This is a genomic window from Methylocystis sp. IM3 (assembly GCF_038070105.1).
Taxonomy (GTDB): Bacteria; Pseudomonadota; Alphaproteobacteria; order Rhizobiales; family Beijerinckiaceae; genus Methylocystis.
In genome coordinates, this window is the sequence record NZ_JBBPBZ010000003.1 from 1 (window position 1) to 22,839 (window position 22,839).

General features: G+C 61.2%; 23 protein-coding genes. 17 read left to right on the forward strand and 6 right to left on the reverse strand.

Translation table 11 applies throughout. The features are described 5' to 3' along the window. Positions 1-167: 167 nt before the first annotated feature. Entirely contained in the window at positions 168-1,394 is a 1,227-nt protein-coding gene (locus tag WOC76_RS19760) for an acyltransferase family protein (RefSeq protein ID WP_341431558.1), read from the reverse strand. Positions 1,395-1,526: 132 nt separating this feature from the next. Continuing rightward, entirely contained in the window at positions 1,527-2,897 is a 1,371-nt protein-coding gene (locus WOC76_RS19765) for an ethanolamine ammonia-lyase subunit EutB (protein ID WP_341108977.1), read from the reverse strand. Positions 2,898-2,999: 102 nt separating this feature from the next. Between WOC76_RS19765 and WOC76_RS19770 the strand changes: the two genes are divergently transcribed. Next, complete coding sequence (locus tag WOC76_RS19770) at positions 3,000-3,890, forward strand: choline kinase family protein (protein ID WP_341108978.1); 891 nt, start codon at positions 3,000-3,002, stop codon at positions 3,888-3,890. After that, positions 3,887-6,334 carry a GcvT family protein gene (locus WOC76_RS19775; RefSeq protein ID WP_341108979.1) on the forward strand — a complete coding sequence of 816 codons (2,448 nt, stop codon included), beginning with the start codon at positions 3,887-3,889 and terminating at the stop codon, positions 6,332-6,334. The genes WOC76_RS19770 and WOC76_RS19775 overlap by 4 nt, the downstream gene beginning before the upstream one ends. 197 nt (positions 6,335-6,531) lie before the next feature. Here WOC76_RS19775 and WOC76_RS19780 read toward each other — a convergent pair whose 3' ends face one another. Further along, positions 6,532-6,924, reverse strand: a complete 393-nt coding sequence (locus tag WOC76_RS19780) for a hypothetical protein (RefSeq protein WP_341108980.1) — start codon at positions 6,922-6,924, stop codon at positions 6,532-6,534. Positions 6,925-7,049: 125 nt separating this feature from the next. Here WOC76_RS19780 and WOC76_RS19785 point away from each other — a divergent pair, with 125 nt between their 5' ends. Next, positions 7,050-7,292, forward strand: a complete 243-nt coding sequence (locus WOC76_RS19785; protein WP_341108981.1) for a hypothetical protein — start codon at positions 7,050-7,052, stop codon at positions 7,290-7,292. 74 nt (positions 7,293-7,366) lie between these two features. Here WOC76_RS19785 and WOC76_RS19790 read toward each other — a convergent pair whose 3' ends face one another. Continuing rightward, entirely contained in the window at positions 7,367-7,825 is a 459-nt protein-coding gene (locus WOC76_RS19790) for a hypothetical protein (RefSeq protein WP_341387312.1), read from the reverse strand. A gap of 381 nt (positions 7,826-8,206) precedes the next feature. Here WOC76_RS19790 and WOC76_RS19795 point away from each other — a divergent pair, with 381 nt between their 5' ends. From WOC76_RS19795 to WOC76_RS19805, 3 genes are read left to right on the forward strand one after another with little or no spacing between them, the layout of a single operon-like run. Then, complete coding sequence (locus tag WOC76_RS19795) at positions 8,207-8,845, forward strand: hypothetical protein (RefSeq protein WP_341431559.1); 639 nt, start codon at positions 8,207-8,209, stop codon at positions 8,843-8,845. Beyond that, positions 8,842-9,741, forward strand: a complete 900-nt coding sequence (locus tag WOC76_RS19800) for a hypothetical protein (RefSeq protein ID WP_341108896.1) — start codon at positions 8,842-8,844, stop codon at positions 9,739-9,741. The genes WOC76_RS19795 and WOC76_RS19800 overlap by 4 nt, the downstream gene beginning before the upstream one ends. Before the next feature lie 8 nt (positions 9,742-9,749). Beyond that, complete coding sequence (locus WOC76_RS19805) at positions 9,750-10,160, forward strand: DCC1-like thiol-disulfide oxidoreductase family protein (protein ID WP_341108897.1); 411 nt, start codon at positions 9,750-9,752, stop codon at positions 10,158-10,160. Between the two features lie 27 nt (positions 10,161-10,187). Here WOC76_RS19805 and WOC76_RS19810 read toward each other — a convergent pair whose 3' ends face one another. Continuing rightward, the gene (locus WOC76_RS19810) at positions 10,188-11,564 is read right to left on the reverse strand and encodes a sensor histidine kinase (protein ID WP_341387311.1); all 1,377 of its coding nucleotides are present in this window, start codon (positions 11,562-11,564) and stop codon (positions 10,188-10,190) included. Positions 11,565-11,774: 210 nt separating this feature from the next. Here WOC76_RS19810 and WOC76_RS19815 point away from each other — a divergent pair, with 210 nt between their 5' ends. The 9 genes from WOC76_RS19815 (at position 11,775) to WOC76_RS19855 (ending at position 20,946) form a co-directional block, all read left to right on the forward strand. Beyond that, complete coding sequence (locus WOC76_RS19815; RefSeq protein WP_341108899.1) at positions 11,775-12,887, forward strand: RHE_PE00001 family protein; 1,113 nt, start codon at positions 11,775-11,777, stop codon at positions 12,885-12,887. 222 nt (positions 12,888-13,109) lie between these two features. Then, the gene (locus WOC76_RS19820) at positions 13,110-13,412 is read left to right on the forward strand and encodes a hypothetical protein (protein ID WP_341108900.1); all 303 of its coding nucleotides are present in this window, start codon (positions 13,110-13,112) and stop codon (positions 13,410-13,412) included. Positions 13,413-13,549: 137 nt separating this feature from the next. Further along, a complete protein-coding gene (locus tag WOC76_RS19825; protein WP_341108901.1) occupies positions 13,550-13,957 on the forward strand; it encodes a hypothetical protein in 408 nt (135 codons plus the stop codon). Between the two features lie 326 nt (positions 13,958-14,283). Further along, positions 14,284-15,900: a L,D-transpeptidase family protein gene (locus tag WOC76_RS19830; RefSeq protein WP_341108902.1), complete on the forward strand. Its 1,617-nt coding sequence runs from the start codon at positions 14,284-14,286 to the stop codon at positions 15,898-15,900. A gap of 65 nt (positions 15,901-15,965) precedes the next feature. Beyond that, entirely contained in the window at positions 15,966-17,396 is a 1,431-nt protein-coding gene (locus tag WOC76_RS19835; protein ID WP_341108903.1) for a multicopper oxidase family protein, read from the forward strand. Between the two features lie 107 nt (positions 17,397-17,503). After that, a complete protein-coding gene (locus tag WOC76_RS19840; protein WP_341108904.1) occupies positions 17,504-18,283 on the forward strand; it encodes a bestrophin-like domain in 780 nt (259 codons plus the stop codon). 77 nt (positions 18,284-18,360) lie between these two features. After that, the gene (locus WOC76_RS19845; protein ID WP_341108905.1) at positions 18,361-19,803 is read left to right on the forward strand and encodes an FAD-binding oxidoreductase; all 1,443 of its coding nucleotides are present in this window, start codon (positions 18,361-18,363) and stop codon (positions 19,801-19,803) included. 329 nt (positions 19,804-20,132) lie between these two features. Continuing rightward, positions 20,133-20,357 (forward strand): hypothetical protein, encoded by a 225-nt coding sequence (locus WOC76_RS19850; RefSeq protein WP_341108906.1) that lies wholly within the window; start codon positions 20,133-20,135, stop codon positions 20,355-20,357. Positions 20,358-20,733: 376 nt separating this feature from the next. Further along, positions 20,734-20,946: a hypothetical protein gene (locus WOC76_RS19855; protein WP_341108907.1), complete on the forward strand. Its 213-nt coding sequence runs from the start codon at positions 20,734-20,736 to the stop codon at positions 20,944-20,946. 84 nt (positions 20,947-21,030) lie between these two features. Here the strand turns inward: WOC76_RS19855 and WOC76_RS19860 are convergent, their stop codons facing one another. Beyond that, positions 21,031-22,134: a glycerol dehydrogenase gene (locus WOC76_RS19860; RefSeq protein WP_341108908.1), complete on the reverse strand. Its 1,104-nt coding sequence runs from the start codon at positions 22,132-22,134 to the stop codon at positions 21,031-21,033. Between the two features lie 272 nt (positions 22,135-22,406). Here WOC76_RS19860 and WOC76_RS19865 point away from each other — a divergent pair, with 272 nt between their 5' ends. Together WOC76_RS19865 and WOC76_RS19870 are read left to right on the forward strand one after the other, a co-directional pair. After that, positions 22,407-22,583, forward strand: coding sequence for a hypothetical protein (locus WOC76_RS19865; protein ID WP_341108909.1), 177 nt, complete (start codon positions 22,407-22,409; stop codon positions 22,581-22,583). Between the two features lie 43 nt (positions 22,584-22,626). Then, positions 22,627-22,806, forward strand: a complete 180-nt coding sequence (locus tag WOC76_RS19870) for a hypothetical protein (protein WP_341108910.1) — start codon at positions 22,627-22,629, stop codon at positions 22,804-22,806. Positions 22,807-22,839 lie beyond the last annotated feature (33 nt).

Below are 22,839 nucleotides of genomic sequence, written 5' to 3' on the forward strand. Positions count from 1 at the left end.
ACGGATGGACGGTTTTTGGTCATGGCGTCGTCTCTCGGGAGGTTGTTCACCCAAGCGAAAAGTTAAAGAGCCGGCGACGCTGAACGAGCCTAGGAATGCAGGGAGCCCCACAAGAATGCGCCGCCGCCGGCTTCGTTCCGCCGCCGATCTCTCCCGATGGCTTCATGTCAATTCGACCCCGCCCGCCCGCTAGGGCGTAACCTATGAGGCGGTCTTAGCGGACGTAGCCAAACCCCCTTCCAGTGGTTTGCGATCCTGCTACCCAGGTGGATCGAAGGGCGCTCGATCAAAAGGTAGCTGATGGCTGTGATTAGCGCCACACAGGCCGCGGCTGGCGCCAGAAGGAGAATGGGTAGTAAATCAATAGAAAGCGGCTCAGCTAGCCCGCTGACCTTATCAAATATCAGAGCTAATAGAATTCCGTGTATCAGATATATGCCAAAAGAGCATTCTCCGAGCACCAGCGCTGCTCTCGTTTTAAAAAGACCCCACATGCTGTTGCCGCATGCAATGCAGGCGAAAAATATCCCAAACAAAATCGCTCCCAATCCGTATCTGGTCGGGAAGAACATCACAATGCCGAGCGATCCAGCGGCAACCATCGTTGCGAGGGGCGTACGCAACCATCGTACGATGGCTTCACGACTCTGACACTCGTAGGCAAGCATACCCATCGCGAAGAACGGCAGGAAAAGGTTTGCGAGATGGAATGCTTGCAGTGAGAGTCCCGCTAGCAAAAGCACAGCCGGCAATACCCAGCTCGGCAATCGGCCTCGAACCAGATCCGCCGCCACAGCGGAAGCTGGAAGCAGGAGCAGATAGAAGAGCCACTCATACCAAAGTGACCAGAGGACACCGGCATTAAGACGCCAGCTATCCGGATAGCCAAGTAAATCGGGTTCACCTAGGGCCAAGATCCATTCAGCCGCCGCTTTGGGAAAGCTGCTGTCCGGCCTATGGCCGGTTTTGATCGAGATAAACAGCGTGACAGCGGCCACTGACACGGTTACGAGGGGAATTATTCTGAACACGCGCGAAATGTATATTTTCGGCCACGAGCACGCTCGATAGCCATCGAGAATTCTTGGGTAGAAGACAAGGCCGGTAATCATAAAAAAAAGCATCACCGCGCCAGAGCCGAGTTGGTTGAATACATGAACAGGCGCCGGAGTAGACCATGTTTCTCCGAGCCGGGTAATTTGTATCCACCGGATGAAGTGGCCGATCAGCACCGATAGCGCCAAGTAGCCACGTAGCCCGTCGATGCAACCAATGCGTCGTTCTGCGGGCGGCAGCGGGAAGCCCATCCTCGCGAGGAGCGTCGCAATTAGAGTCGCAAGGATATACGCGGCCGTTGCGCCAATGGCGATCGAAACAATGGGATAATTGAGCATCGAATAGTCCTTGGTATTTGGCGGCGCGGCCTTTAAGCATGTGGTGTATGATGTTGGCAATCAGGCCTTCGAAGATCGGAAAGGCCAAGCTCTCGGCGCGGTGAAGACCGCCCACGCAGGAATAAACCACAATCAGGCCTTGGCCAGCAGGCGCTCGAAAGGCTGGGGAAGGGCTTGTCGCTCTGCGGCGCCGGAGATGTGCATTCGCGCCATCCAGTCTGCGAATTCCGGCGCCGGCCGCAGCTTCATCAGGCGGCGCATTGTCGCGACGTCGTGATAGGAGGTGCTCTGGTAATTCAGCATTATATCGTCGCCGCCGGGCACGCCCATGACGTAATTCACGCCAGCAAGGGCGAGTAGCGCGAGGAGGATGTCGATGTCGTTTTGATCGGCGTCGGCATGATTCGTGTAGCAGGCGTCGCAGCCCATGGGTAGGCCGAGCAGCTTGCCGCAGAAGTGATCTTCCAGTCCGGCGCGAATGATCTCTTTTCCATCGAAGAGATATTCCGGTCCGATGAATCCGACAACGGTATTGACGAGCAGCGGGTCGAAGGCCCGGGCCACGGCATAGGCGCGCGCTTCGAGCGTCTGCTGATCGCAGCCATGATGCGCATCGGCCGATAGCGCGCTGCCCTGGCCGGTCTCGAAATACATGACATTGTCGCCGAGCGTTCCGCGCTGCAAGGCGCGCGCGGCCTCGTTTGCTTCGCGCAAATTAGCGAGGTCGACGCCAAAGCTTCTGTTCGCCGCCTCGGTCCCCGCGATCGACTGGAAAACGAGATCCACAGGCGCGCCCTGGTTGATGAGATCGAGCGTCGTCGTGACATGGGTAAGGACGCAGGACTGGGTCGGAATATCGAGCGTTTCGCGCAGTTCGTCCAAAAGCTTCAGCAGATCGAGACAGCGTTGCGGACTGTCGGAGGCGGGATTGATCCCGATGACCGCGTCGCCGCTGCCGAGCAGCAACCCGTCCATGACGCTCGCCAGAACGCCCCTCGGATCGTCGGTCGGATGATTTGGCTGTATGCGCGACGAGAGGGTGCCGGGCAGTCCGATCGTGTCCCGGAAGCGCGTGACGACCCTGATCTTGGCTGTGATCGCGATCAGATCCTGATTGCGCGAAATCTTGGAGACGGCGGCGGCCATTTCCGGCGTGACGCCCGCAGAAAGAGCCGCGAGAGCCTCGCCCGTCGCTACGTCGGAAAGCAGCCAGTCCCTGAATTCCCCGACAGTGAAGCTCGCGACGGCGGCAAAGGCGTCCCTGTCGTGCGAGTCCATGATCAGCCGCGTGACCTCGTCTTCCTCATAGGGGATGATTGGCTCCGAGAGGAAGGTTGACAACGGCAGATCTGCGAGCCGCATTTGCGCTGCAATACGTTCGACGGCGCTCTGCGCCGCGACTCCGGCGAGGCTGTCTCCCGAGCGGGGCGGCGTCGCCTTGGCGAGAAGCGATTTCAAATCGGGGAAGCTATGGCGTGTTCCCTCCAAATCGATCGCATACATGCCAGAACCTCGAGGCAGACCCTAGCGATGCTAGCTCGCAGGCCCGGGCTTGTCACTATCCGGGCTCGAGCCAGATAATGAGAAAGGAGGTATAAACCGCTTATGACCGCCGATACTTCGGATCCGGAGACTCTAATACGCGCCCTTCCCATCTGGGGCGGTCCGATCGACATTGAACCTTTGCACGGCGGAATCACGAACAGGAACTATATCGTTTCGGAAAAGGGGCGTCGCGTGGTCGTGCGCTACGGGCACGACATCCCCGAGCATGGCGTCATGCGCTTCAATGAATTCGCCGCAGCGAAAGCCGCCGCCATGGCGGGCGTTTCGCCAGGGGTGCTCTACGCTTCGGCGCCCTTTCTCGTGATGGAGTTAGTTGCGGGTCGAAGCTACCGCGCGGAGGACGTGCGCAGGAATCTCCATGGCTGCGTCGCATTGATGAAGCGCGTCCACCGGGAGGTCGCCGCCTGTCTTCACGGACCGACGCTGTGCTTCAACGTCTTCCACGTCATTCGCAATTACGCTCGCATTCTGGCCGGGGACCATAGCCGCAAGGAAAGCGGGCTTCCCGGCTATCTGCGCGCCTGCGAGACGCTGGAGCGGGCCGTGGGGCCAATCGACCTCGTCTTTGGACACAACGACCTCCTCGCCGCGAATTTCATCGAAGACGATGCGCGGCTGTGGCTCGTCGACTGGGATTACGCTGGCTGGACTACGCCGCTCTTCGACCTCGGCGGCCTGTCGTCGAACAATGGTTTGGACCGGCGTGAGAATGACGCCATGCTATCCGAATATTTTGAGAAACCCGCGAGTGACGCGCTCTGGCGCGGCTTTCAGGCGATGGTCTGCGCCTCTCTCTTGCGGGAATCCATGTGGAGCATGGTGTCCGAGACGAGATCGACGATCGCCTTCGATTATGTTTCATACACAGAAGAAAATCTGGAGCGTTTCGAGCGGGCTTTCGCCGCTTTCGAGGAAATGGAGCGGTCATGAGCGATCTGCCCGGCAGCGCGCAGGTGATTGTTGTCGGCGGCGGCATTGTCGGTTGCTCGGTCGCCTATCATTTGGCGAGGCGCGGGGTCGAGGTCCTGCTGCTCGAACGGGGCCAATTGACATGCGGCTCGACATGGCACGCGGCGGGGCTTGTCGGCCAGTTGCGCTCCAGCGCGAATATCACACGACTGCTCGGCTATTCGGTGGAGCTTTACGATAAGCTCGAAGCCGAGACGGGGCTGGCGACGGGTTGGAAGCGCAATGGCGGCCTGCGCCTCGCCTGCAACGCCGATCGATGGATCGAGGTGAAACGGCAGGCGACGACGGGCCGGAGTTTCGGCCTTGAAATGCACCTTCTCGGACCGGAAGAGGCGCAGGCGCTCTGGCCGCTCATGTCAATCGGCGATGTCGTGGGGGCGGCTTTCCTGCCCGCGGACGGGCAAGCCAATCCCTCGGACATAACGCAGGCGCTCGCCAAAGGCGCGCGCCTGGCTGGCGCGAAGTTGATGGAGACGATCGCGGTCGAGGATGTCATTGTCGAGAACGGGCGCGTGATGGGAGTGAAGACATCGCGCGGCGCAATAGGCTGCGAGAAGGCTGTTCTCTGTTGCGGCCTGTGGACGGCGCGGCTCGGCGCGCGCGCCGGCGCCTGCGTCCCGCTCGCGCCCGTGCGCCATCAATATATCGTCACCGAGCGCATCGACGGCGTGACGTCCGATCTGCCGACGCTGCGCGATCCGGATCGCCTGACCTACTACAAGGAGGAAGTTGGCGGGCTCGTGATGGGCGGCTACGAGCCGAACCCCATTCCCTGGAGTGAAACACATGTGCCGGAGGATTTCGCCTTTCGCCTGCTCGAGGACGACTGGGACCATTTCGAGCCGATCATGACGCTTGCGCTCGGGCGGGTTCCGGCGCTCGCGGAGGCCGGCGTCAAGCAGATGGTCAATGGTCTCGAAAGCTTTACGCCCGACGGGAACTGGATGATCGGCGAGACGCCCGAGGTGCGCAATCTCTTCGTCGGCGCGGGCTTCAACGCCTTCGGCATTGCCTCGGCCGGCGGCGCCGGCATGGCGCTCGCGGAATGGGTTGCCGACGGCGAGCCGCCCTTCGATCTATGGGCTGTGGACATTCGACGCTTCGGCGCACATCACAAGGACAATGACTGGGTGCGGGCACGTACGCTCGAAGCCTATGCGCGTCATTATTCCATCGCCTGGCCGTCGGAGGAATATTCTTCCGGCCGGCCGCTGCGCCGTTCGCCGCTTTACGATCAATTGAAGAAAGCCGGCGCCTGTTTCGGCGAGAAGATGGGTTTCGAACGGCCGAACTGGTTCGCCGACCTTGCGGCCGGCGAAGCGCCCGAGGACAGTTATTCTTTCTCGCGGCCCGGCTGGTTCGATGCTGTAGCGCGCGAGCATCGCGCCTGCCGCTCGGCGGCGGCGCTGTTCGATGAGACGAGCTTCGCCAAGGCGCTCCTTGTCGGGCGCGACGCGGAGGCGGCCTTGTCCTGGATCGCGGCGAATAATGTCGCGCGGGCGCCGGGCAGCGTGATCTATACGCAAATGCTGAACCACAAGGGCGGCATCGAATGCGATCTGACCGTCACGCGTCTCGACCAGAACCGTTATTACATCGTCACCGGCACGGGCTTCGCGACGCATGATTTCAGCTGGATCAGGCGCGCCATTCCCGAGGATATGGACGCGACGCTCATCGACGTGACTTCGGCGCGCGCAACGCTGGCGCTCATGGGGCCGCGCGCACGCGACATTCTGCAATCCTGTTGCGCGGATGATCTCTCCAACGCGGCCTTTCCCTTCCTCACGGCGCGTGAAGTTCATGTCGCCGGCGCGCCAGTGATGGCGATCCGTGTGACCTATGTGGGAGAACTCGGCTGGGAGTTGCACATCCCCGTCGAATACGCCGTGACTGTCTATGAACGGCTGATGGAGGTGGGCGTTCCTTTCGGTCTCGCCAATGCCGGCTATCGCGCGATCGAAACGCTGAGACTCGAAAAAGGCTATCGCGCCTGGGGCGCCGATATCGGCCCAGATCATACGCCTTTCATGGCGGGTCTGGGCTCAATGGTGAAAATGAAATCCGGGCAACCCTTCCTGGGGCGTGACGCGCTCGAGAAAGCCGCCACCGCGCCGCCGCCGCGCTTGCTCGTGGGCTTCTGCGTCGACGACCCTGCTGTCGCGCTGCTTGGCCGCGAGACCATTTACCGAGATGGCGAGCGGGTGGGTTGGCTTTCGAGCGCGGGCTTTGGCCATTGGCTCGGAAAAGCGATCGGCTATGGCTATATCCGGCTCGACGGCGGCGTGACGCCGGCGCTTGCGGCTTCTGGCGCCTATGAACTCGACGTCGCCGGCCTGCGTATTCCGGCGACGCTATCGCTGGCGCCGTTCTACGATCCGGGCGGACTCACGCCTCGGGCGTGACCGTAGCGAGACTGCGGTCACGCCAAGGTCGCGCTCACCAGCCGAGCAGGAAGATCTCCACGAGCGCCGCCGCATAGAGCAGCGCAACCACGCCAAGCACCCAGCTCTGTCTCTTTTCCATTTAGCGTCCTCCGGCCGAGCGCCTCCAGGAGACATAAAGCCCGCGGGATCGGAAAAAAGGGGCTGAGGCACGCCGTTCAACTCTCCCGTTTCGCTTGTCCCACGCGCGAGGCGAGATGGGCGAACGACTGGCTGCGACCCGCTGCATCGCTCTGAAACGCCTGCATCAAAATTCGCACGGGAAAGCAAATCGCCTCGACGTTGGCGTCCCGCATTTCCGCCGGACGGTTGGGGTCAAATCTCAGCGTGGATTCGGTTCTCGCCAGGACGTCTTCGATTTCCTCTCTTTGAAAAAGACCTTTCTGGCACATCGCCTCGAGAAGCGCGACGATTGCCACGTAGAGGCCTTCGAGCTGGAGATTTGCCGTATTCATGTCCTGACCTCGACTGAAAAAAGCGAGAGCGCTCATAGGTAAATGGGTCACCGAGCCGAAGCCGCGCGCTTCCTCATCAAAATAATAAAACGCCAAGGCTCTGCCCCCATTCCTGAATTTACCAGACCTTCACCGCTTTCAGGCCATAGCGCCGCCATTCATTTGGTCCAGAAGCGCCCGGGCAACCGCTCACAGGCGGCTGTAATCAAGAAGGGGATGCGATGAAAATTTCTGCTTTGGCCGCGCTCGCGGCGCTCGGCGGTCTTACACTAGCGGGTTGCAACTCGCCGGGTGAGCGGGCGGTGGGCGGAGCCGCCATCGGCGGACTTGGCGGGGCGGGCATCGGCGCCCTCGCCTCCAATGGATCGACGACAGGAACTCTTGGCGGAGCCGCGGTCGGAGCGGCAACGGGCGCGGCGGTTGGCGCATTGACGGCGCCGCCGCCTCCTGCGCGTTATTATTAAGTCGGAAAAGCAGGGCGCCCCGCGCTTACCGGCGGGGGCGCCCATGGCATTCCGCAAGGCTCCGCCTTTATGCGTTAGCGAGACGCCGCGGGGTTCATTTTTGTAATTTCTTCTGGCGGCTGCCAGATAATGTCTGACGAAGCGGCTGAGCTGAGCGCCTCTCTGCCGCCCTTCCGATAGGCCGTCACCGCCGCAGAGGCGAGGCGCCATTCTTCTTCCGTCCAGTTCCTGGACTCCGAAGCGATCGAACCTTGAGACTTGTCTTGCAGCGGGTCGCTCAACGACTGTGCGCCGCGCTGCGCGTATCCGTAAACATTCTGCGGGAGCCGCCTCAACGCGGAAATGAAGTGCTCGGAAATGAAATCGGGATTGGCGGCGGAGCTAGGCTGCCTGGCCTGATCACTGCTGATCTGCGAGAGCGTTTCGATCGGTCTTCTGAAACCCATGTTCCCGATAAAACCGATTCCTATCACGGCCATCGCGAGCGCCGCGACGCCAACCCAGTGACGATTGATTGCAGGAAGCTTGATCATACGCATACTCCTGGTTTCCGAAGGGCGGTCCGTTTAGTTTCAAGGGCGCGCCACGAGGATTTGCGTCTTTGGATGACGTGCGGCCATCCCGGTCGTATCGCTTAACCTATTGCAGAGGCTGATGTTTCTTGATGCCGGAATAAAAAATGCGTGGGCAGGAGACAGCCGGGGAAAATCTATTGTTTTCGTTCGTTTTCGAGCCCATTGGCAGTAGAGGCCAAGAAAAAGATTGACCATAAACACAGCCGCAAGTAGGTTTTTCGCCGATAGTCAAAACCGCGAAGGTTCTGCTCGCGCTGCGCGCGACGACTCCGAGCGCATAATGTCTTGCTCCGGTTTTTTACGACGGAACCGCGCCTTGGAATCGTGAGGCGTTCGACGATGGATACCAACCATAGCGCCATCCCGCCGTCGAGGACGCGCCTGCGTTTCGTGACGGGCGAGAGATGGGACTTTTTCGCGCCTTTTATCGCGCCGTTCCTACTGGTGACGATTGCCGTTTCGCAACTGATCTTCTCTTCTCGTCATCCAGCCTTCTCGACCTGGAAGGGGGGCGGCTTCGGGATGTTCTCCAAGCTGGATTCTCCCGACGACCGGCTTGTGAGAGTTTTTCTTGTCACCGAGGGCGGCGACATTCCCGCTCCGCTTCCTGCCGAGGAGGAGCGACGTTTCGAACAGCTCTCCGCCACCGGTTCCGAATCCCTTGCCAAATCCCTCGCCCGCACATTGTTCGAGGGTCGCTGGGTCGCTCCGGTTGAGCAATGCCGGCCGGCGTCCCCAGGTGAACAGGCGCCGCCTGCTTCTCGGATCGAGGGAGGCGCCTCGGCCAAAGCGGCGCCCGCGGCGCCGGTGCGCATGCTGAAGAGCGGCGAAAATCAGAAGCCGGGCGAGTCGTCGATCATCGTAAAAGGGCTGCGGCTCGAACTCTGGAAATTGGACTTTCACAAAGCCAGCCTGACCCTGGGCGTCCAAAAGCTCATGGAGGCTCATGTCAGTGCGAGCGAGCCTGGAACGCCATGAATTTGCAAGTTGCAATTGTCCCCGCCGCCACGACCGCTGGACTTGGCTCTGTTCTGGACGAACGAAATCGTTTCGATCTTTGCGTGACTCTGACGGCGCTGCTTCTGCTGCTCTATGCGCCGGATGGATGGTACGCGGAAATCCCCCTTTCCCTGGTCGCGATGGCAGGCCTTGTTTTTCCTGAGCTGCGCAAATCTGCGATATTGTGGGGCGCTGCAACGTCAGTCGCCGCGTTTGGCGTTTTCTGGAAATGGCACATCGCAGATAATCACAAATATCTTCTGGTTTACTGGTGCCTTGCAATTTTCCTCGCCTTGCTGACAAACGCGCCCGAGCGCGCCCTGAAGACAACGTCGCGATGGCTTATCGCACTCGTGTTTATGTTCGCTGTAATACAAAAGACGCGATCGAGCGATTATCTGGATGGAACTTTCTTTTATTCAGAACTGCTTCTCGACGTGCGTTTTGAAACGCTCGCTCGCATCGTCGGCGGCGTCACCGGGGAGTTTCAAAGCGCCAATCAGGCCAAGGTGGAGGCGCTGAGGAATTTCAGCAGCAGTTTGAGTAGCGTGCAACTTCAGGCCGCTTCGGCTACAAATGCGCTGGCCATTTTCATTACCTGGTGGAACTATCTCATACAGGTTGTGATCGCCGTCCTGTTCCTTCCAATTACGCGGCGATGGCGCGGTATTCGCAACCTTGCCCTTCTCCTTTTCTTGTTCACGACCTATCTGTTCGCGCCAGTCATCGGCTTCGGCTGGGTGCTTGCTGTCATGGGCGTCGCGCAGACGGATCCGGATCAGACTCGTACGAGAGCGGCGTATCTTTGCGCCGCCTTCTTCCTGCAAGCCTGTAATATCCCCTGGCAATCTTTGCTGGGGCGTATCTTTGCGTGAGGCGTCGGATGACCGGTGACAAGGGCGCGGATGGGGATCGGCCACAATTATTGTACGATGGCCAGTGTCCTGTTTGCAGCCAGTACTGCACACTGCTTCGCACCGGGCCCGGCGGACTTGATTTGATCGACGCTCGCACACGCCCCGCGCTCCTCGACGAGGTTCAGTCCCTTGGCCTCGATATCGACGAGGGCGTCGTTTTGAAAATTGGCGACAAATTATACGCCGGCGCGGCAGCCATCAACGCGGTGGCCGAGTTCTCCGACAGCGCGTCCTGGCTGGGCCGGCTCAACCGCTGGATTTTCAAGTCGAGATTCAGAGCCGATCTATTATACCCGGCGCTTCGAAACGGACGTGGGTTGCTCCTTAAGTTGCTGAGACGCCCGAAGATCAACGAGGTCGGTCCCGGAGTCGAATAGGCTGCGCCCCTCGAAGGTCCGTCGGGATCACGCCGGAGTCCTTTCCGCTTCCTCGCTTTCGCTTTGGAGGTCGCAGGGCAGCAGAAAACTGAAAGTCGCTCCGCCGGATGCGTTGGGCTCCATCCAGATTTTTCCTCCATGGGCCTCTATGATCGTCCGACTCATCGCCAGACCCACGCCCATCCCCTTCGGCTTTGTCGTCATGAAGGGCTCGAACAAACTTTCTCTCACGCCTTCCGCGACGCCGGTTCCAGAGTCGGCCACATCGGTTCGAATGCAGTCGGCTTCTTCTCTGCATGTAATCACGATATGGCGCTGCGGAAGTCCCGCCGTAGCGTCGACCGCGTTTCGAAGCAGGTTCGAAAGGACCTGCATGATCTGGACGCGGTCCGCGCGAACAGCGTCGCGCCTGGCGCGAAGGTTCAGTCGCACGTCCACATCCGCGTCTCCCAGGAACGACGCATTGACGCGACACGCCTCTTCGATCAGCGCTTGCAATCCGACGTATGTGAGGGAAGGCTTTCCTTCCAACAGGAAACGGCGCAAGCGGGCGACGATCTCGCCAACGTGGTCGATTTGTTCGCTTGCGGCCCTGAGGCTGCGTTCGAGGAGAGGCCGGGCCTCGGCATCGGGCCTTTCCAGCAATCGTTTCGAGGTTTCCACGTAAGCAGAGGCCGCCGCGAGGGGCTGGGCGATTTCATGCGCCACGCCGCTCGCCATGCCGCCGAGCGCGTGCAGGCCGGACGCATGAAGCCGGTCGAGCCGTTCGCTGGCTTTCGCCTCCGCTTCGATTTGTGTCTTGATCCGACGCTCGATCCCTTCCGCATAATTCGTGACGGCCCGTAACAGGACCAGGCTGTAAACCAGAAGCACGACGAGGGTGAGCAGGTAATCCTTGTCGCCGCCGAGCAGCAAAGCAAGGAACGACCCAGCCGCGATCGGGCCGGAAAAGGCGATCGCGGCAGGCGGTATGCTTGCCAGGACGAAAGCGCCGCCGCCCAACATTCCGGAACACAGGCAGGCGATCAGCAGTTTCCCGCCGACGCTCGCGTCATTTAGGAACAGCAGAGGCAGCGCTCCCCAGCAAGTCCCGAGCGCGGCGGCATAGGCAATTGCCCGGCGGATGCCGCGGTCGGAGGCGGAGGGCGCCGGCTTATGGCTCCGCTTCATTTTTCGTCGCAAGTAGACGAACGAGGCGACGGCGACGACGGGCGCGCCCCAGGACAATGCAAGCAAACGATATGGACGATCCCAGGACGCGGCCACGAAGACGGACGCGTTACAAATGTTGGCGAGCATCACGCCGGGAGTATGCCGGGCTATGTGAGAAAACTGCTCGGCCCGGAGCCGCTCGATCAGATGGGAAGCGGGCGCGGGCGGGCGATCCTGTGTTTTGATCATCATAAGGAGGGCATTCGAAATCGCGTATACAGATAACCGTTTACGACTCGGTTATGTCCAAAATCTGATCCTGGCAAGCCGCGCGCAAACGATCGAAAGCGTGAGGCGCCGGCTTGGCCTTGGCGCGGGGGCCGGTCAATCGCGCTCCTGTCCGAGGCGCGGGAAAATGACCGCGTTTGACTTGGCTACTGGTCCGTGACCTACTGACTTTACATGATTTACAATATTTCCAACGCCGTTGCGGTCGAGCGTCTGGCCGGGCCTTTCGAGAAAGCGTCCGATGCGCTCGCCCGCCTCGATGAGCGATTGCGCGCAAGTCCTCTTGCTGAAGCCTATATCATTCGCGCGCATTTCCAGGACGCCTGCGCGGCGTTGTGGAGGCAGGGCGAGTTCGTCCAGATCGAGGATTTGGTGCTGCGAGACGCCGGCATGGACGTTAGGGCGCCGACTCATGAACTTGTGCGGGCGGAGCGGGTGCTTTCGGCCCGGCGCCGCATCGCCAGCCAGCCGCCGGCATGGGCGCTGACCGAGTCGGGGATCGACGCGTTACGAGGCTTGCAAACATCCCGCTCGCGTGATCTCGACCACAAAACCGATCGTGAAGACGATGGCTGTGACGAAGCCGTGGACGAAGGGGCCTTTTACGAAGACGAATATGCATTGGCCGCAGTGTTCGACGAAATCGACGCCGTGATCGCGCGTACGTCGGCCACAACAAACGCGGCCAAATGCCCCAGGCGGGACGATTCTGGCCTCGTCTACGACGAGGATTGGGACGAGGACCGACTGCTTGCCCAGTGGCGAGCCGCGCTCGACGAAACGGAGACGATGCCGCCGCTCATCGCCGCGGCCCTTGCCTATGACGCATGGGAGACGATTGAGCCGCTGCAACATCAGGGCTGGCTCGGCGCCTTGCTTGCCGGGGCCGTTCTGCGCGCGCGGGGCAAGACGCGACATCATCTCGCTTCGCTCTATGTGGGCTTTCGGCACATGCGGGGCCGGCGGTCCAGATTGCAGGATTTGACGACCCGCCTTGTCGGATTTGCGGAGGCGGCCGAAACGACCGCCGCCTTGGGCATGAAGGAAATAGAGCGACTGGCCCTTTCGCGTGAGCTGCTGATGCGGAAATGCGCGGGCAGGAGGAAGAATTCCAAACTCCCTCAACTTGTCGATTTGTGCCTGCGCTTGCCAATCATCAGCGCGCCGCTCGCCGCGAAGGAATTGGGCGTCTCCCAGCAGGCAGCGGCCACGATGATCGACGAAGTCTCCTCCAACCTCCGAGAGCTGACCGAGCGGCGGCGTTACCGTTGCTGGGCCATCATCTAATGCTCTCTTTGGCCGTTTTCTGGCGGCCCCGACCTCGTGGCGGTCCGCGCCGACAGGGATAAGACAGCTTAGCCAATTGGGTATATTGACCTGTCCTATTTGTTTCCGAGTCGTGTCAAAAATGAGCCAAAAAGGCGCCTAGTGGAGCGCTGCTGTCATCCATTATGTTCCTGATGAAAGCTCGCACAAGAGCTTTCTCCTGAATTCTGGAAGGATGACATCATGAAGAAATTGCTCCTCGCTTCGGCGGCCCTCGCTCTCTCCGCCAACTTTGCCTTCGCCATCGACCTCAGCCAGGCGCTGAAGCTGAACCAGTCCATCGGCGACACCTCGAAGGGCGGCTTCGCGCTGAACAAGGCGTTCGTCGTCCAGGCTCAGGTTCCGGTCAACGCCGGCAAGTCTTCCGACCTGTCGCAGAAGGGCGACATCAGCCAGTCGATCGGCAACACCAGCAAGGGCGGCGACGCCATCAACAAGGCGACGGTGATCCAGGCCCAGGTTCCGCTGAGCTTCGGCTCGCACTGAGGACTGCTTCGCAGTTAGGTGGATCGTGGCCGGCGACGGCCACGATCTCCTCTGGGCGCGTAACCGCTCTGCTTATGGATGCGCGATCGGGGACGCGGACCTTCGTATGAAGGACTTGCGCAGACATGGGGTGAACCGTGTCTAAAGAAGACTGGGCTCATAGCGACCGTGAGTGGCGCAACTGCAAGCGCGCGATCTTGGCTTATCATGTCGGGGGATGGCGAAGGGGAGAGTCGCCGCTCGAGGCCCTCGCCAGGGCGCTCGGGATGGAGCCCCGAGATATTCTCCTCGAGTTGACCGACCCGTGGACGGCGCGGCGCGAACTGGATGAACTTTCAGCGTGCCTGGGAGCCGGGTGGATCGAGCCGCCGGGCATCGACATCGGCGAGAGCATCGTCCTCGCCATCTCCATTCTCAATGAAAAACTGGAAGACGTTCCTCCTGAAGTGCGCGCATTCTTCGGCGCGCCTCGGAAGCTCGAGCCGTTCTTGCCGACCCGCCGCCTCCTTTTTGGCGCCCGCGACGCAATCGGCGCGAGAGCCTGATCCCCGTTCAGCCGTCCGAGCGCGCGCATGTCGCGTGGTCGTCAAAGTTGACCGAGCGCGGGGGCGATCGCAATCAGGGCGATGACGAGCGCGGCGCCGGCCAGCACTTTGTAAAGAATTCTCAGGCGCGCCCTTGGCCCGCCGTCGCATAATCTGATCACGTTCAAACTCCCAGAGGCCCGGGTCTCGGCGCCGCCACGAAGACAGTGAGGGGAAAGAGGATTTTCGTCCAGTGTGGCGCGTCCGCAATAGCTCTCGCCTCGCCGCTCGGTCAGAATGACGGTTCGATACGCGACTGATTCCCCGTTTCTTCCTGGACAATTGCAATGGCCCGTCGCCGTTCTCCCGGATTCGCCGCTGACGCGCTCCTCGCGGCGACCGTCTCGATCATTCTTCTAACCGGTGAGCAGAAAGCGTCGGCGCTCGATTTCTTCGCCCTGTTCGACAGGGAGCAGCCGAGACGCGAAGCGGTCGAAACGCCCACGCACATCCAGAAGGCCCCTGCGAAGGCCGCGAAGGTCGCGCGCCGCCCTGCGCCCAAGGCCGCGGCGCCGTCGGCCGAGCGGGTAGTCAAGGCCGAGAGCGGCGCGAAGCGGGATTTGCCGCTGTTCGGCGTGGTGTCGATCTCGGATCAGCGCATCTCCATTTATAATCACAATGGTCTGGTGACCCGTTCGCCTGTCTCGACCGGAATGGAGGGACACGCCACGCCGAGGGGAATTTTCACCATCATCGGCCGCGAAAGATATCACCAGTCGAACATCTATTCGGGCGCGCCGATGCCCTTCATGCAGCGGATCACCTGGTCGGGCATTGCGATGCATGTCGGCGTCGTTCCGGGGCATCCGGCGTCTCATGGCTGCGTGCGGCTCCCTGCCGATTTCGCGGCGAGACTCTGGGGCATGACCAAAATCGGCGAGAGGATCGTCATCTCTCCGGACGACGTCTCGCCGACGCCTTTTGCGCACGCCTCGCTGCCCGGTGCGAAAATCTATGTCGCATCCGGCCCCGCCATGCAGGCGCCTGTTTACGGGCCGCCCGAGTCCGGGGAAGACGGGGCGTCGCCCGTCGCGCGGCTGAATCCCTTGCAGTATGCGGAGCGTCTCAAGGGACAGGCCGCCGCCGATGCGGCGGCCGCCTCGAAGGCTTTGAGAGAGGCGTCTGCTGCGGCGAAAGCGGCGCAGGACGAGGCTGCGGCCGCCGCCCGGGAATTGGCGGCGGCGGAATCCGCCGAGGCGGCCGCTCAGCTCAAGGCGGACGACGCGGACGAGGCTTATCTTTCCGCAACGGCCAGGGCCCATGCCCTGCAAGAGGAGGCGTCCCTCGGCTCCATGACGGACGACGCCTCTCGCAGAAACAGGTTCGCAAATGCCATGGAAGCGGCAGTGAAGGCGCGGGTCGCCGCGGCGACGCTGAAAATTGATCTTGCAAAGACCTCGATCGAAGCGAGACGCAGACACGAGACGGCGCGGTCTGGAATGAGCGCCAGCCAGGCCCAATTGTCGAAAGCTTTAGCTCAGCTGGGCGGCGCGACGGCTTCTTCCGAAGCAGCCGCCAAGGCGGAAGCGGCGGCGCGGCGGCGGCTTGCGCCCGTGTCCGTGCTGTTCAGCAAGAAGGATCAGCGGGTCTATGTCCGGCAGGGGCTTTCGCCTTTGTTCGAGGCGCCGATCGCCGTGCGGGATCCCGACAGACCGCTTGGCTCGCATCTTTTCATCGCCACCGCGGCCAATGACGATGCGACCTCGCTGAAGTGGTCGGTCCTGTCTATGTCTGGCCCCCTCCTCGACCCGGCGGAGGCTCTCGAGCGCATCGAAATGTCCGACGAAATTCGGGCGCGCATCGGCGAGAGATTATGGACCGGTGGGTCCATGATCGTCTCCGATCAGTCTCCAAGCGGCGAAACCGGAGCAATCGGCACGGATCTGACTGTGAAGCTGCGCTGACTTGACCCGCGCGGGGTCTTGTTTCAGGAACTTGGCCCGTCGCTCGAGGACAGGAGCTTCTGGCCATGCTTTCTAGACGCCGCTTATTGACCGCGGGCGCGGCTCTCGCCGCGGCGGGGCCGCTCGGGGCCATGGCGGAGGAGCCGTCCCGCCTATTGAAACTGCGGCGCAGGACCATCGAGGTGAAGGGCCGGCCGGCCTCGGTCTATGCGATCGTCGGAGAGGGGGGCGAGCACGCTTTCGCGTCGGAGGTCGGGAGCCGGTTCCGTCTGCGGGTCGAGAATGAACTGGCGGAGCCGAGCCTCGTTCATTGGCACGGGCTCATGCCCCCATGGCGCCAGGACGGCGTGCCGGAGATTTCGGGTCCCGCCATCCCCCCGGGCGGTTCCGCGGATTACGATTTTCCGCTCGCCTATGCCGGCACCTATTACATGCATTCGCATTTTGGCTTGCAGGAGCAGCTTCTTTTCGCCGCGCCGCTCATCGTGAGAGATCCCAGGCGATACGCCGAGCGGCAGGACGTCGTCGTCATGCTCGCCGATTTTAGTTTCAGGTCCCCTCAGGACATCTTTGCGAGCCTTGTCGCGGCCAAAAAGCACGGCATGCCGAAAATGGCGCTTCACGACGGGACGGGCGCGGCGTCGCATGAGGACATGGGCAAGCTCATGGGCAAAGTCATGGGCAAGCCCGATCTCAATGACGTCGCCTATGACGCCTTTCTCGCCAATGAGCGCACGATAGACGATCCCCAGATCATACCCGTCGAGAATGGCGGTCGCATTCTCCTGCGCGTCATCAATAGCGCGGCAATGAGCGCCTTTCGCGTCGACCTTGGCGCACTCGGCGGCAGGCTGGCGGCGGTGGACGGCCAGGATATTCTTCCCTGCGCCGGGGGCAATTTTCCGATTGCGGTAGGGCAGCGGCTCGACATTCTGCTGGACCTTCCCAAGGGAACCCGAGCCTTTCCGATCACTTTCGTGCTGGAGGGAGAAACAAAACAGACGGCAGTGATCCTCTGTCCGCCGGGCGCTAGAATAGACCGCCTGCCGGAGGAGGCTGCGGAGCCTGCTGCGCCGCTCGATCTCGCTTTGGAAAAACAGCTACGCGCCGCCGCTCCGCTTCCCGCAAGAAAGGCGGATCGCGTGATTCCGATCAATCTGACGGGCGATATGGCGAACTATGTCTGGTCGATCAATGACGTCGTCTGGAATGAAAAGACGCCGCCCATGACCGTTCGGGCGGGGGAGCGCGTGGAGCTCGCGATCACGAACAAGACAATGATGTCCCATCCCATGCATCTGCATGGCCACAGATTTCAGGTCGTGGAGATCGACGGCGCGCCGATCGACGGGGCGATGCGCGATACCGTCCTGGTTCCGCCCGGCAAGCGCGTTGTCATCGCCTTCGACGCCGATAATCCGGGACGATGGGCCTTTCATTGCCATTTGCTCTATCACGCGCAAGCGGGGATGTTTGCGAGTTTCGAATACGCCTGACGGCGCACATTGGCGGCGCGTTCGGCGGATGCGTGGACTTGGCCTTTGAGAATTGACCGATCGTTTGTTATCTTCGCGGCCGACAACAAAAATAAGGGACGGCTGTCGTGAATCCCCTGCTGGTCAGTTTCCTGTCCTTCATCGCCTTCATGATCGCCGCGCTCGGGGGGCTCTGGCTCGGTCATGCCCTTCCCGAGGGGCAGATAAGCGACCGCAATCGCGATCTCGTCAAGGAGGCGCGCCGCATGCTCGTGGCGCTTGCGTCCCTGACGCTCGGCCTCATCATTGCGTCGGCGACGACATCCTTCGAACAGCGGAGCAACGAAGTCGACGCGAGCGCCTCCAAGATCATCGCCCTCGACGCCACGCTCGCCAAATATGGCCCCGCGGCGCGCGAGAGCCGCGAATTGTTGCGTGGCATTGTCGCGCGCGGCATCGAGCGGATAGAGGTCGCCGCTCAGGAGGGCTTCAATACCGAAAAGACCCGCAAGGGAATTGGCGTCAACAAGCTTCAGCTGAAGCTGCTCGAACTCAATCCACAGAGCGAGCGAGAAACCTGGCTCAGATCGTCCGCCCTCACGCTCACGAGCGAGTTGGGGTCGTTCCGGTGGCTGAGATATGCCGGTTCGGATGGAAATATCCAGTGGCCGTTCGTCCTGATCCTCGTTTTCTGGCTATGCGGCGTTTTCGTCAGCTATGGCGTGGTTGCGCCGAACAACGCCATGGCTGTCGGCACGATAACGGTCGTGGCGCTGTCCATGGCGATGGCGATCCACCTGACGCTCGATCTCGATACGCCCAACCGAGGGCTCATCCAGATGTCCAGCACGCCGCTGAAAACAGCGCTGGTCCAGATTGGACCCGTTGCGGGCGCCGCGCCCCAATGAGAGATGCAAGCGGAATCGCCTGACATCGCGCTCGACGCCATCTCGTGACACAAGACTCCCTCGCCGTGGAGACCGCCATGAACGCCGCCGCTTCCATCCTCGCGCCCCATATCGCCCCGCGGCCCATGCCGGAGGCTTTGCTGGATGCGTTGCAGGCGCGTTTTGGCGCCTGTTTCTCGACCGCTCTGATCGTGCGGGAGCAGCATGGCCGCGATGAATCGGCCTATACCCATGTCCCGCCGCCGGCCGCCGTGGTGTTTGCCGCCACTTCAAGGGATGTCGCCGATGCGGTCCGGCTCTGTGCGCAATACAAGGCGCCCATCATACCGTTCGGCGTGGGCTCTTCCCTTGAAGGGCATTTGCTCGCCGTCGAGGGCGGCGTCAGTCTCGATCTCTCACGCATGAACCGGGTGCTCGCTATTCGTCCCGACGATCTCACTGTCACGGTGCAGCCGGGCGTGACGCGCGAGCAGCTCAATAAGGAGCTGAAATCCTACGGCCTGTTCTTCCCCATCGACCCCGGCGCGGACGCAAGTATCGGCGGCATGAGCGCGACCCGCGCCAGCGGCACCAATGCGGTCCGTTACGGCGCGATGCGCGAGAATGTGCTTGCCCTGGAGGTCGTGACGGCGCGAGGCGAGGTGATACGAACTGGCTCCCAGGCGAAGAAATCCAGCGCGGGCTATGATCTCACGCGCCTCTTCGTGGGCAGCGAGGGGACGTTGGGGGTGATGACGGAGATCACCCTGCGCGTCTATCCGCTGCCGGAGGCCGTTTCCGCCGCCGTATGCTCGTTTCCGACGATCGCCGACGCGGTGCATACGGTCATCGAGATCATTCAGCTCGGCGTGCCGATCGCCAGAGTGGAGCTCCTCGACGGGCCGTCGGTCGGCACGGTCAACCGCCATTCGAGGCTCGATTTGCGCGAAGAGCCGATGCTGCTCATGGAGTTTCATGGCTCGCCATCCGGCGTCAAGGAGCAGGCAGAAATCGTGCAGGAGCTCGCCGGCAATCATGACGGCCGGGCCTTCGAGTGGGCGGCGACGCCCGAGGAGCGCACGCGCCTCTGGACGGCGCGGCACCACGCCTATTTTGCCGCCGTGCAAAGTCGGCCCGGTTGTCGGGCGATCGTCACGGACGCCTGCGTGCCGATCAGCAAATTGGCCGATTGTCTGCTCGAGTCGAAGGCCGAGGCCGACGCCAGCGGCATTCCCTATTTTCTGCTCGGCCATGTCGGCGATGGAAACTTCCATTTCGGATATCTAATCGACCCTGACGACGCGCAGGAACGCCAGACGGCGGAGGGCCTCAATGACAAGCTCGTGATGCGTGCGCTGAGGATGGGCGGCACCTGCACCGGCGAGCATGGCGTGGGTTTGCACAAGATGGGTTTTCTGCGCAGCGAGGCCGGCGAAGGCGCGGTCGAGATGATGCGCGCAATCAAGCATGCGCTGGACCCGGACAACATCATGAATCCGGGCAAGATCTTTGATTGGAGCCGCGCTGGCGGCGCTCCGTGACGATCGCTTCAGGGCCAAGGCTCGATGGCCCGCCAATGTATCGGCGGCGCCGCATCTCCTGCGAAGGACCGCGAACGGCGTCGCATTTGCCGATTCTGGTCTGGCGGAAGAGGCGTTATGTTTCGTTCTCTCCAGCCACGGAGCGAGCTGCAATGGATGTTTCGTCGGCGCCGGGGCGCGCCGGGAGAGATCGTCTCCGCCTTTAGCGCTATCTACCTAACGCAATAAGTGTCTTTACGTATTTACTGTTTTCGGCGCTCCCCGTTAACCTGATCGCGTTGTGCGCGCTTTCAATCCATTGGATGCGGCAGGAGCCAGGAGTCCCGGTCGTGAAACATTTTTTCGTCGGATTGGAGAGCAGATCCTTTTCCCCGACTGCAAAAAGCAAATCAGCTTATAAAAAACCTCTGTTGCGCAAAATTTCTCCCGAGGAGCACCAGGGCGCGCAGGAGATGATGCAGGAGTTCCTTGCACGGATGAAAGTCATCGGAAAGAACCCCCGGCAGGAAAACTTCGAGGCTTACGTCAAATCTGGCCGCCAATCGGCGAACTGAAGCTAAATTTTACGTCGGTAACGCTCGCCACTTCTTGGCGAATGAGCGCGGGCGTGCCCGTGCCGCCCGACGCGTCATGGGTATGTCTTTGGAGATATTGGGTATTTTTTGCTTTTGCGGACTTTGGCTGTGCAGGCGTCCCTGCGAAATGAATTTTCCTGGGGGTTTGGACCTTCGCCGCAGAACGGGAATCCGGATTTTCGTTGCGCGGAGTGATCCGATGCGCTAGATGTAACATCGAGGCGCGTGAGGTAACGAAACCTCTGCCGTTCTCGTGGCTGTGAAGCGCACTTCCGGGGAGCGCAAGGGTTTGTCGTTCTGTGGCGACTCGCTCCCCTGCATTGGAGGCTTGGGGCTGTAACGAAGGAGATTTCATATGAGAGTTTTATGTGCATCAACGGACCGGGAAGCAGTTCCTGCGGTCGGCAAGAAACTTTATCAAAAGCCACTCTTGAGAGAGCTCGCTCCCGGAGAACATGCGGCGGCGCGAGAGACGCTACAGGATTTTCATGCGCAGATGGAAATGCTGGGGGCGCGGCCGAGCCAGGAGAGCTTCGAGCTTTATCTCAAAAACCGTTCCAAAAAATAGCTTGAATATTTGTCGGTCGGATCAGCCGGAAACGCGCGGCGTCCGCCTCGCTTTCTTCCGGGCCATCGTGCAGGAATGCGCGTCTCAACCGTTTTTGAAGGCCTTTCCCATCTCATCAGCCGCATAAATGGCGTCTAGTACCGCGACGGCTGTTACCTCGAATGGCTCGTTATGGGCGCTTTCCCCGGCGGCGACGGCGCGCTCGGCGATGAGGCGTCCCAGTTCGGACGGCAGCGTCGCGAGCCCGAGGTCAGCCAACGTCAGCGGCAGGCCGACGGAAAGACAGAAGCTCATCACTTCGTCGATGACAGAGGTCTCCCTGCCTTCCAGTACGAGCTGAACCAGAGTGCCGAAAGCAACCTTTTCGCCATGAAGGCGATCATGCGTTTCACGCGCCGCGGTCAATCCATTGTGAACGGAATGCGCGACAGACAGACCGCCCGACTCGAATCCGAGACCTGAAAGAAGAGTATTTGCCTCGATGATGCGCTCGAGCGCCGGCGTGATCGCGCCTGCCTTCGCCGCCTCCACGGCGGAGGCGCCATCCTTGAGCAAGGTTTTGTAGCAGAGCTCCGAGATTGCCGCAGCGGCGATCGTGCTCAGGCCTCCCACGACGTTTTTCTTGTGGGCGCGGATACTGGAGTCGGCTTCGAAATAGGTCGCGAGCGCATCGCCCATTCCCGAAATCAGGAGGCGCACCGGCGCTCGCGCGATGACGCTGCTGTCGACCAGAACGAGATCGGGGTTGCGCTTGTAAAACAGGCACTTCTCGAATACGCCCTCCTCACTGTAGACAACCGAGAGCGCGCTACATGGCGCGTCGCTGGACGCCGACGTCGGACAACAGGCGACTGCCAGGTCTAGCTCGGATGCGACAGCCCGCGCGGTATCCAGTGCTTTTCCGCCCCCGACGCCGATCACGACGGCTGCCGCAATTCGGCGGGCTGCATCCATGCCGCGCGAAATTTCGGCAAGAGAGCATTCTCCGCCGAAGGGGAGAACCTCGAAATCCAATCCGTACCTCGGAAAGGTCTCGCTCCAAACGCCGCCCAGGAGGGCGCGCGGGCTCTGGCTCGCAATGATGAGCGCCTTTCCGGAAAACCCCAGCCGTTTGAGCTCGGATGCAAGCGAATGCGTGGCGTCGCGGCCCTGGACGTAACGCGCCGGCGCGCAGAACACATGCAACATCGGACGCCTTCCCCTCGCTGGTTTTCAACGCGTCTTATCCCGCCGCCTGGCGTCGCGGAGACAATTACTACAAGAAACACGCATCGGAGCAATCGTTTTGCGCAGCGCAATTTAGACGTTGCCGGTCGAGCCGGACGACTCCGATTTCCGCATCGATCCGCGACTGGGAGGTGCGCCGATCTCGCGTCACGGATGTGTCCGGGCGCACATGTCGCCGGTCGGCGCGGCGCTAGGGTTCACGTCACGAACAACAGCGATGGATGGAGAGCCAGATGACCGGCGCAATGACCAGAATCATCGGAGCCTTGTTAGGCGTGACGATCTTCCTTGCGGTTGGCGTGGGCCTCGCGAATGCCCATAGCGCTGTCGACGGCTATCGCGAGGCGGACAGCTGCGGCGATGCGCCGGGCGGGCTTTCTAAAACAGCTCTATGCGCAAATAGCCAATGATCTCGTTGTGACTTCCCCAGGAAGCGACCGAGGACAAAGTCAGATGACGGAACAAGAGAGAGAAATCGGGCGCCTGGTCATGCCGCCAACGGCGGAAGACGCCATCGCCCTATATGAGGCGATCTCTGGAAAGACGCTGACGCCGCAGGAGCGGCGAGAAGTCGAAGAGGGCTTCGAGGCCATGCTCGCAGCCCGTGAGGAGGGACAAGCGCGCAGTCATTGATCTCATCAATCCCGCACCGAACGACATTGGGTT

Bases quoted from the DNA above. Each gene is read 5' to 3' on its own strand.
- WOC76_RS19760 (WP_341431558.1), bottom strand. From the start codon at position 1,394: ATGCTCAATTATCCCATTGTTTCGATCGCCATTGGCGCAACGGCCGCG.
- WOC76_RS19765 (WP_341108977.1), bottom strand. From the start codon at position 2,897: ATGTATGCGATCGATTTGGAGGGAACACGCCATAGCTTCCCCGATTTG.
- WOC76_RS19770 (WP_341108978.1), top strand. From the start codon at position 3,000: ATGACCGCCGATACTTCGGATCCGGAGACTCTAATACGCGCCCTTCCC.
- WOC76_RS19775 (WP_341108979.1), top strand. From the start codon at position 3,887: ATGAGCGATCTGCCCGGCAGCGCGCAGGTGATTGTTGTCGGCGGCGGC.
- WOC76_RS19785 (WP_341108981.1), top strand. From the start codon at position 7,050: ATGAAAATTTCTGCTTTGGCCGCGCTCGCGGCGCTCGGCGGTCTTACA.
- WOC76_RS19790 (WP_341387312.1), bottom strand. From the start codon at position 7,825: ATGATCAAGCTTCCTGCAATCAATCGTCACTGGGTTGGCGTCGCGGCG.
- WOC76_RS19795 (WP_341431559.1), top strand. From the start codon at position 8,207: ATGGATACCAACCATAGCGCCATCCCGCCGTCGAGGACGCGCCTGCGT.
- WOC76_RS19800 (WP_341108896.1), top strand. From the start codon at position 8,842: ATGAATTTGCAAGTTGCAATTGTCCCCGCCGCCACGACCGCTGGACTT.
- WOC76_RS19805 (WP_341108897.1), top strand. From the start codon at position 9,750: ATGACCGGTGACAAGGGCGCGGATGGGGATCGGCCACAATTATTGTAC.
- WOC76_RS19810 (WP_341387311.1), bottom strand. From the start codon at position 11,564: ATGATGATCAAAACACAGGATCGCCCGCCCGCGCCCGCTTCCCATCTG.
- WOC76_RS19815 (WP_341108899.1), top strand. From the start codon at position 11,775: ATGATTTACAATATTTCCAACGCCGTTGCGGTCGAGCGTCTGGCCGGG.
- WOC76_RS19820 (WP_341108900.1), top strand. From the start codon at position 13,110: ATGAAGAAATTGCTCCTCGCTTCGGCGGCCCTCGCTCTCTCCGCCAAC.
- WOC76_RS19830 (WP_341108902.1), top strand. From the start codon at position 14,284: ATGGCCCGTCGCCGTTCTCCCGGATTCGCCGCTGACGCGCTCCTCGCG.
- WOC76_RS19835 (WP_341108903.1), top strand. From the start codon at position 15,966: ATGCTTTCTAGACGCCGCTTATTGACCGCGGGCGCGGCTCTCGCCGCG.
- WOC76_RS19845 (WP_341108905.1), top strand. From the start codon at position 18,361: ATGAACGCCGCCGCTTCCATCCTCGCGCCCCATATCGCCCCGCGGCCC.
- WOC76_RS19855 (WP_341108907.1), top strand. From the start codon at position 20,734: ATGAGAGTTTTATGTGCATCAACGGACCGGGAAGCAGTTCCTGCGGTC.
- WOC76_RS19860 (WP_341108908.1), bottom strand. From the start codon at position 22,134: ATGTTGCATGTGTTCTGCGCGCCGGCGCGTTACGTCCAGGGCCGCGAC.
- WOC76_RS19865 (WP_341108909.1), top strand. From the start codon at position 22,407: ATGACCGGCGCAATGACCAGAATCATCGGAGCCTTGTTAGGCGTGACG.
- WOC76_RS19870 (WP_341108910.1), top strand. From the start codon at position 22,627: ATGACGGAACAAGAGAGAGAAATCGGGCGCCTGGTCATGCCGCCAACG.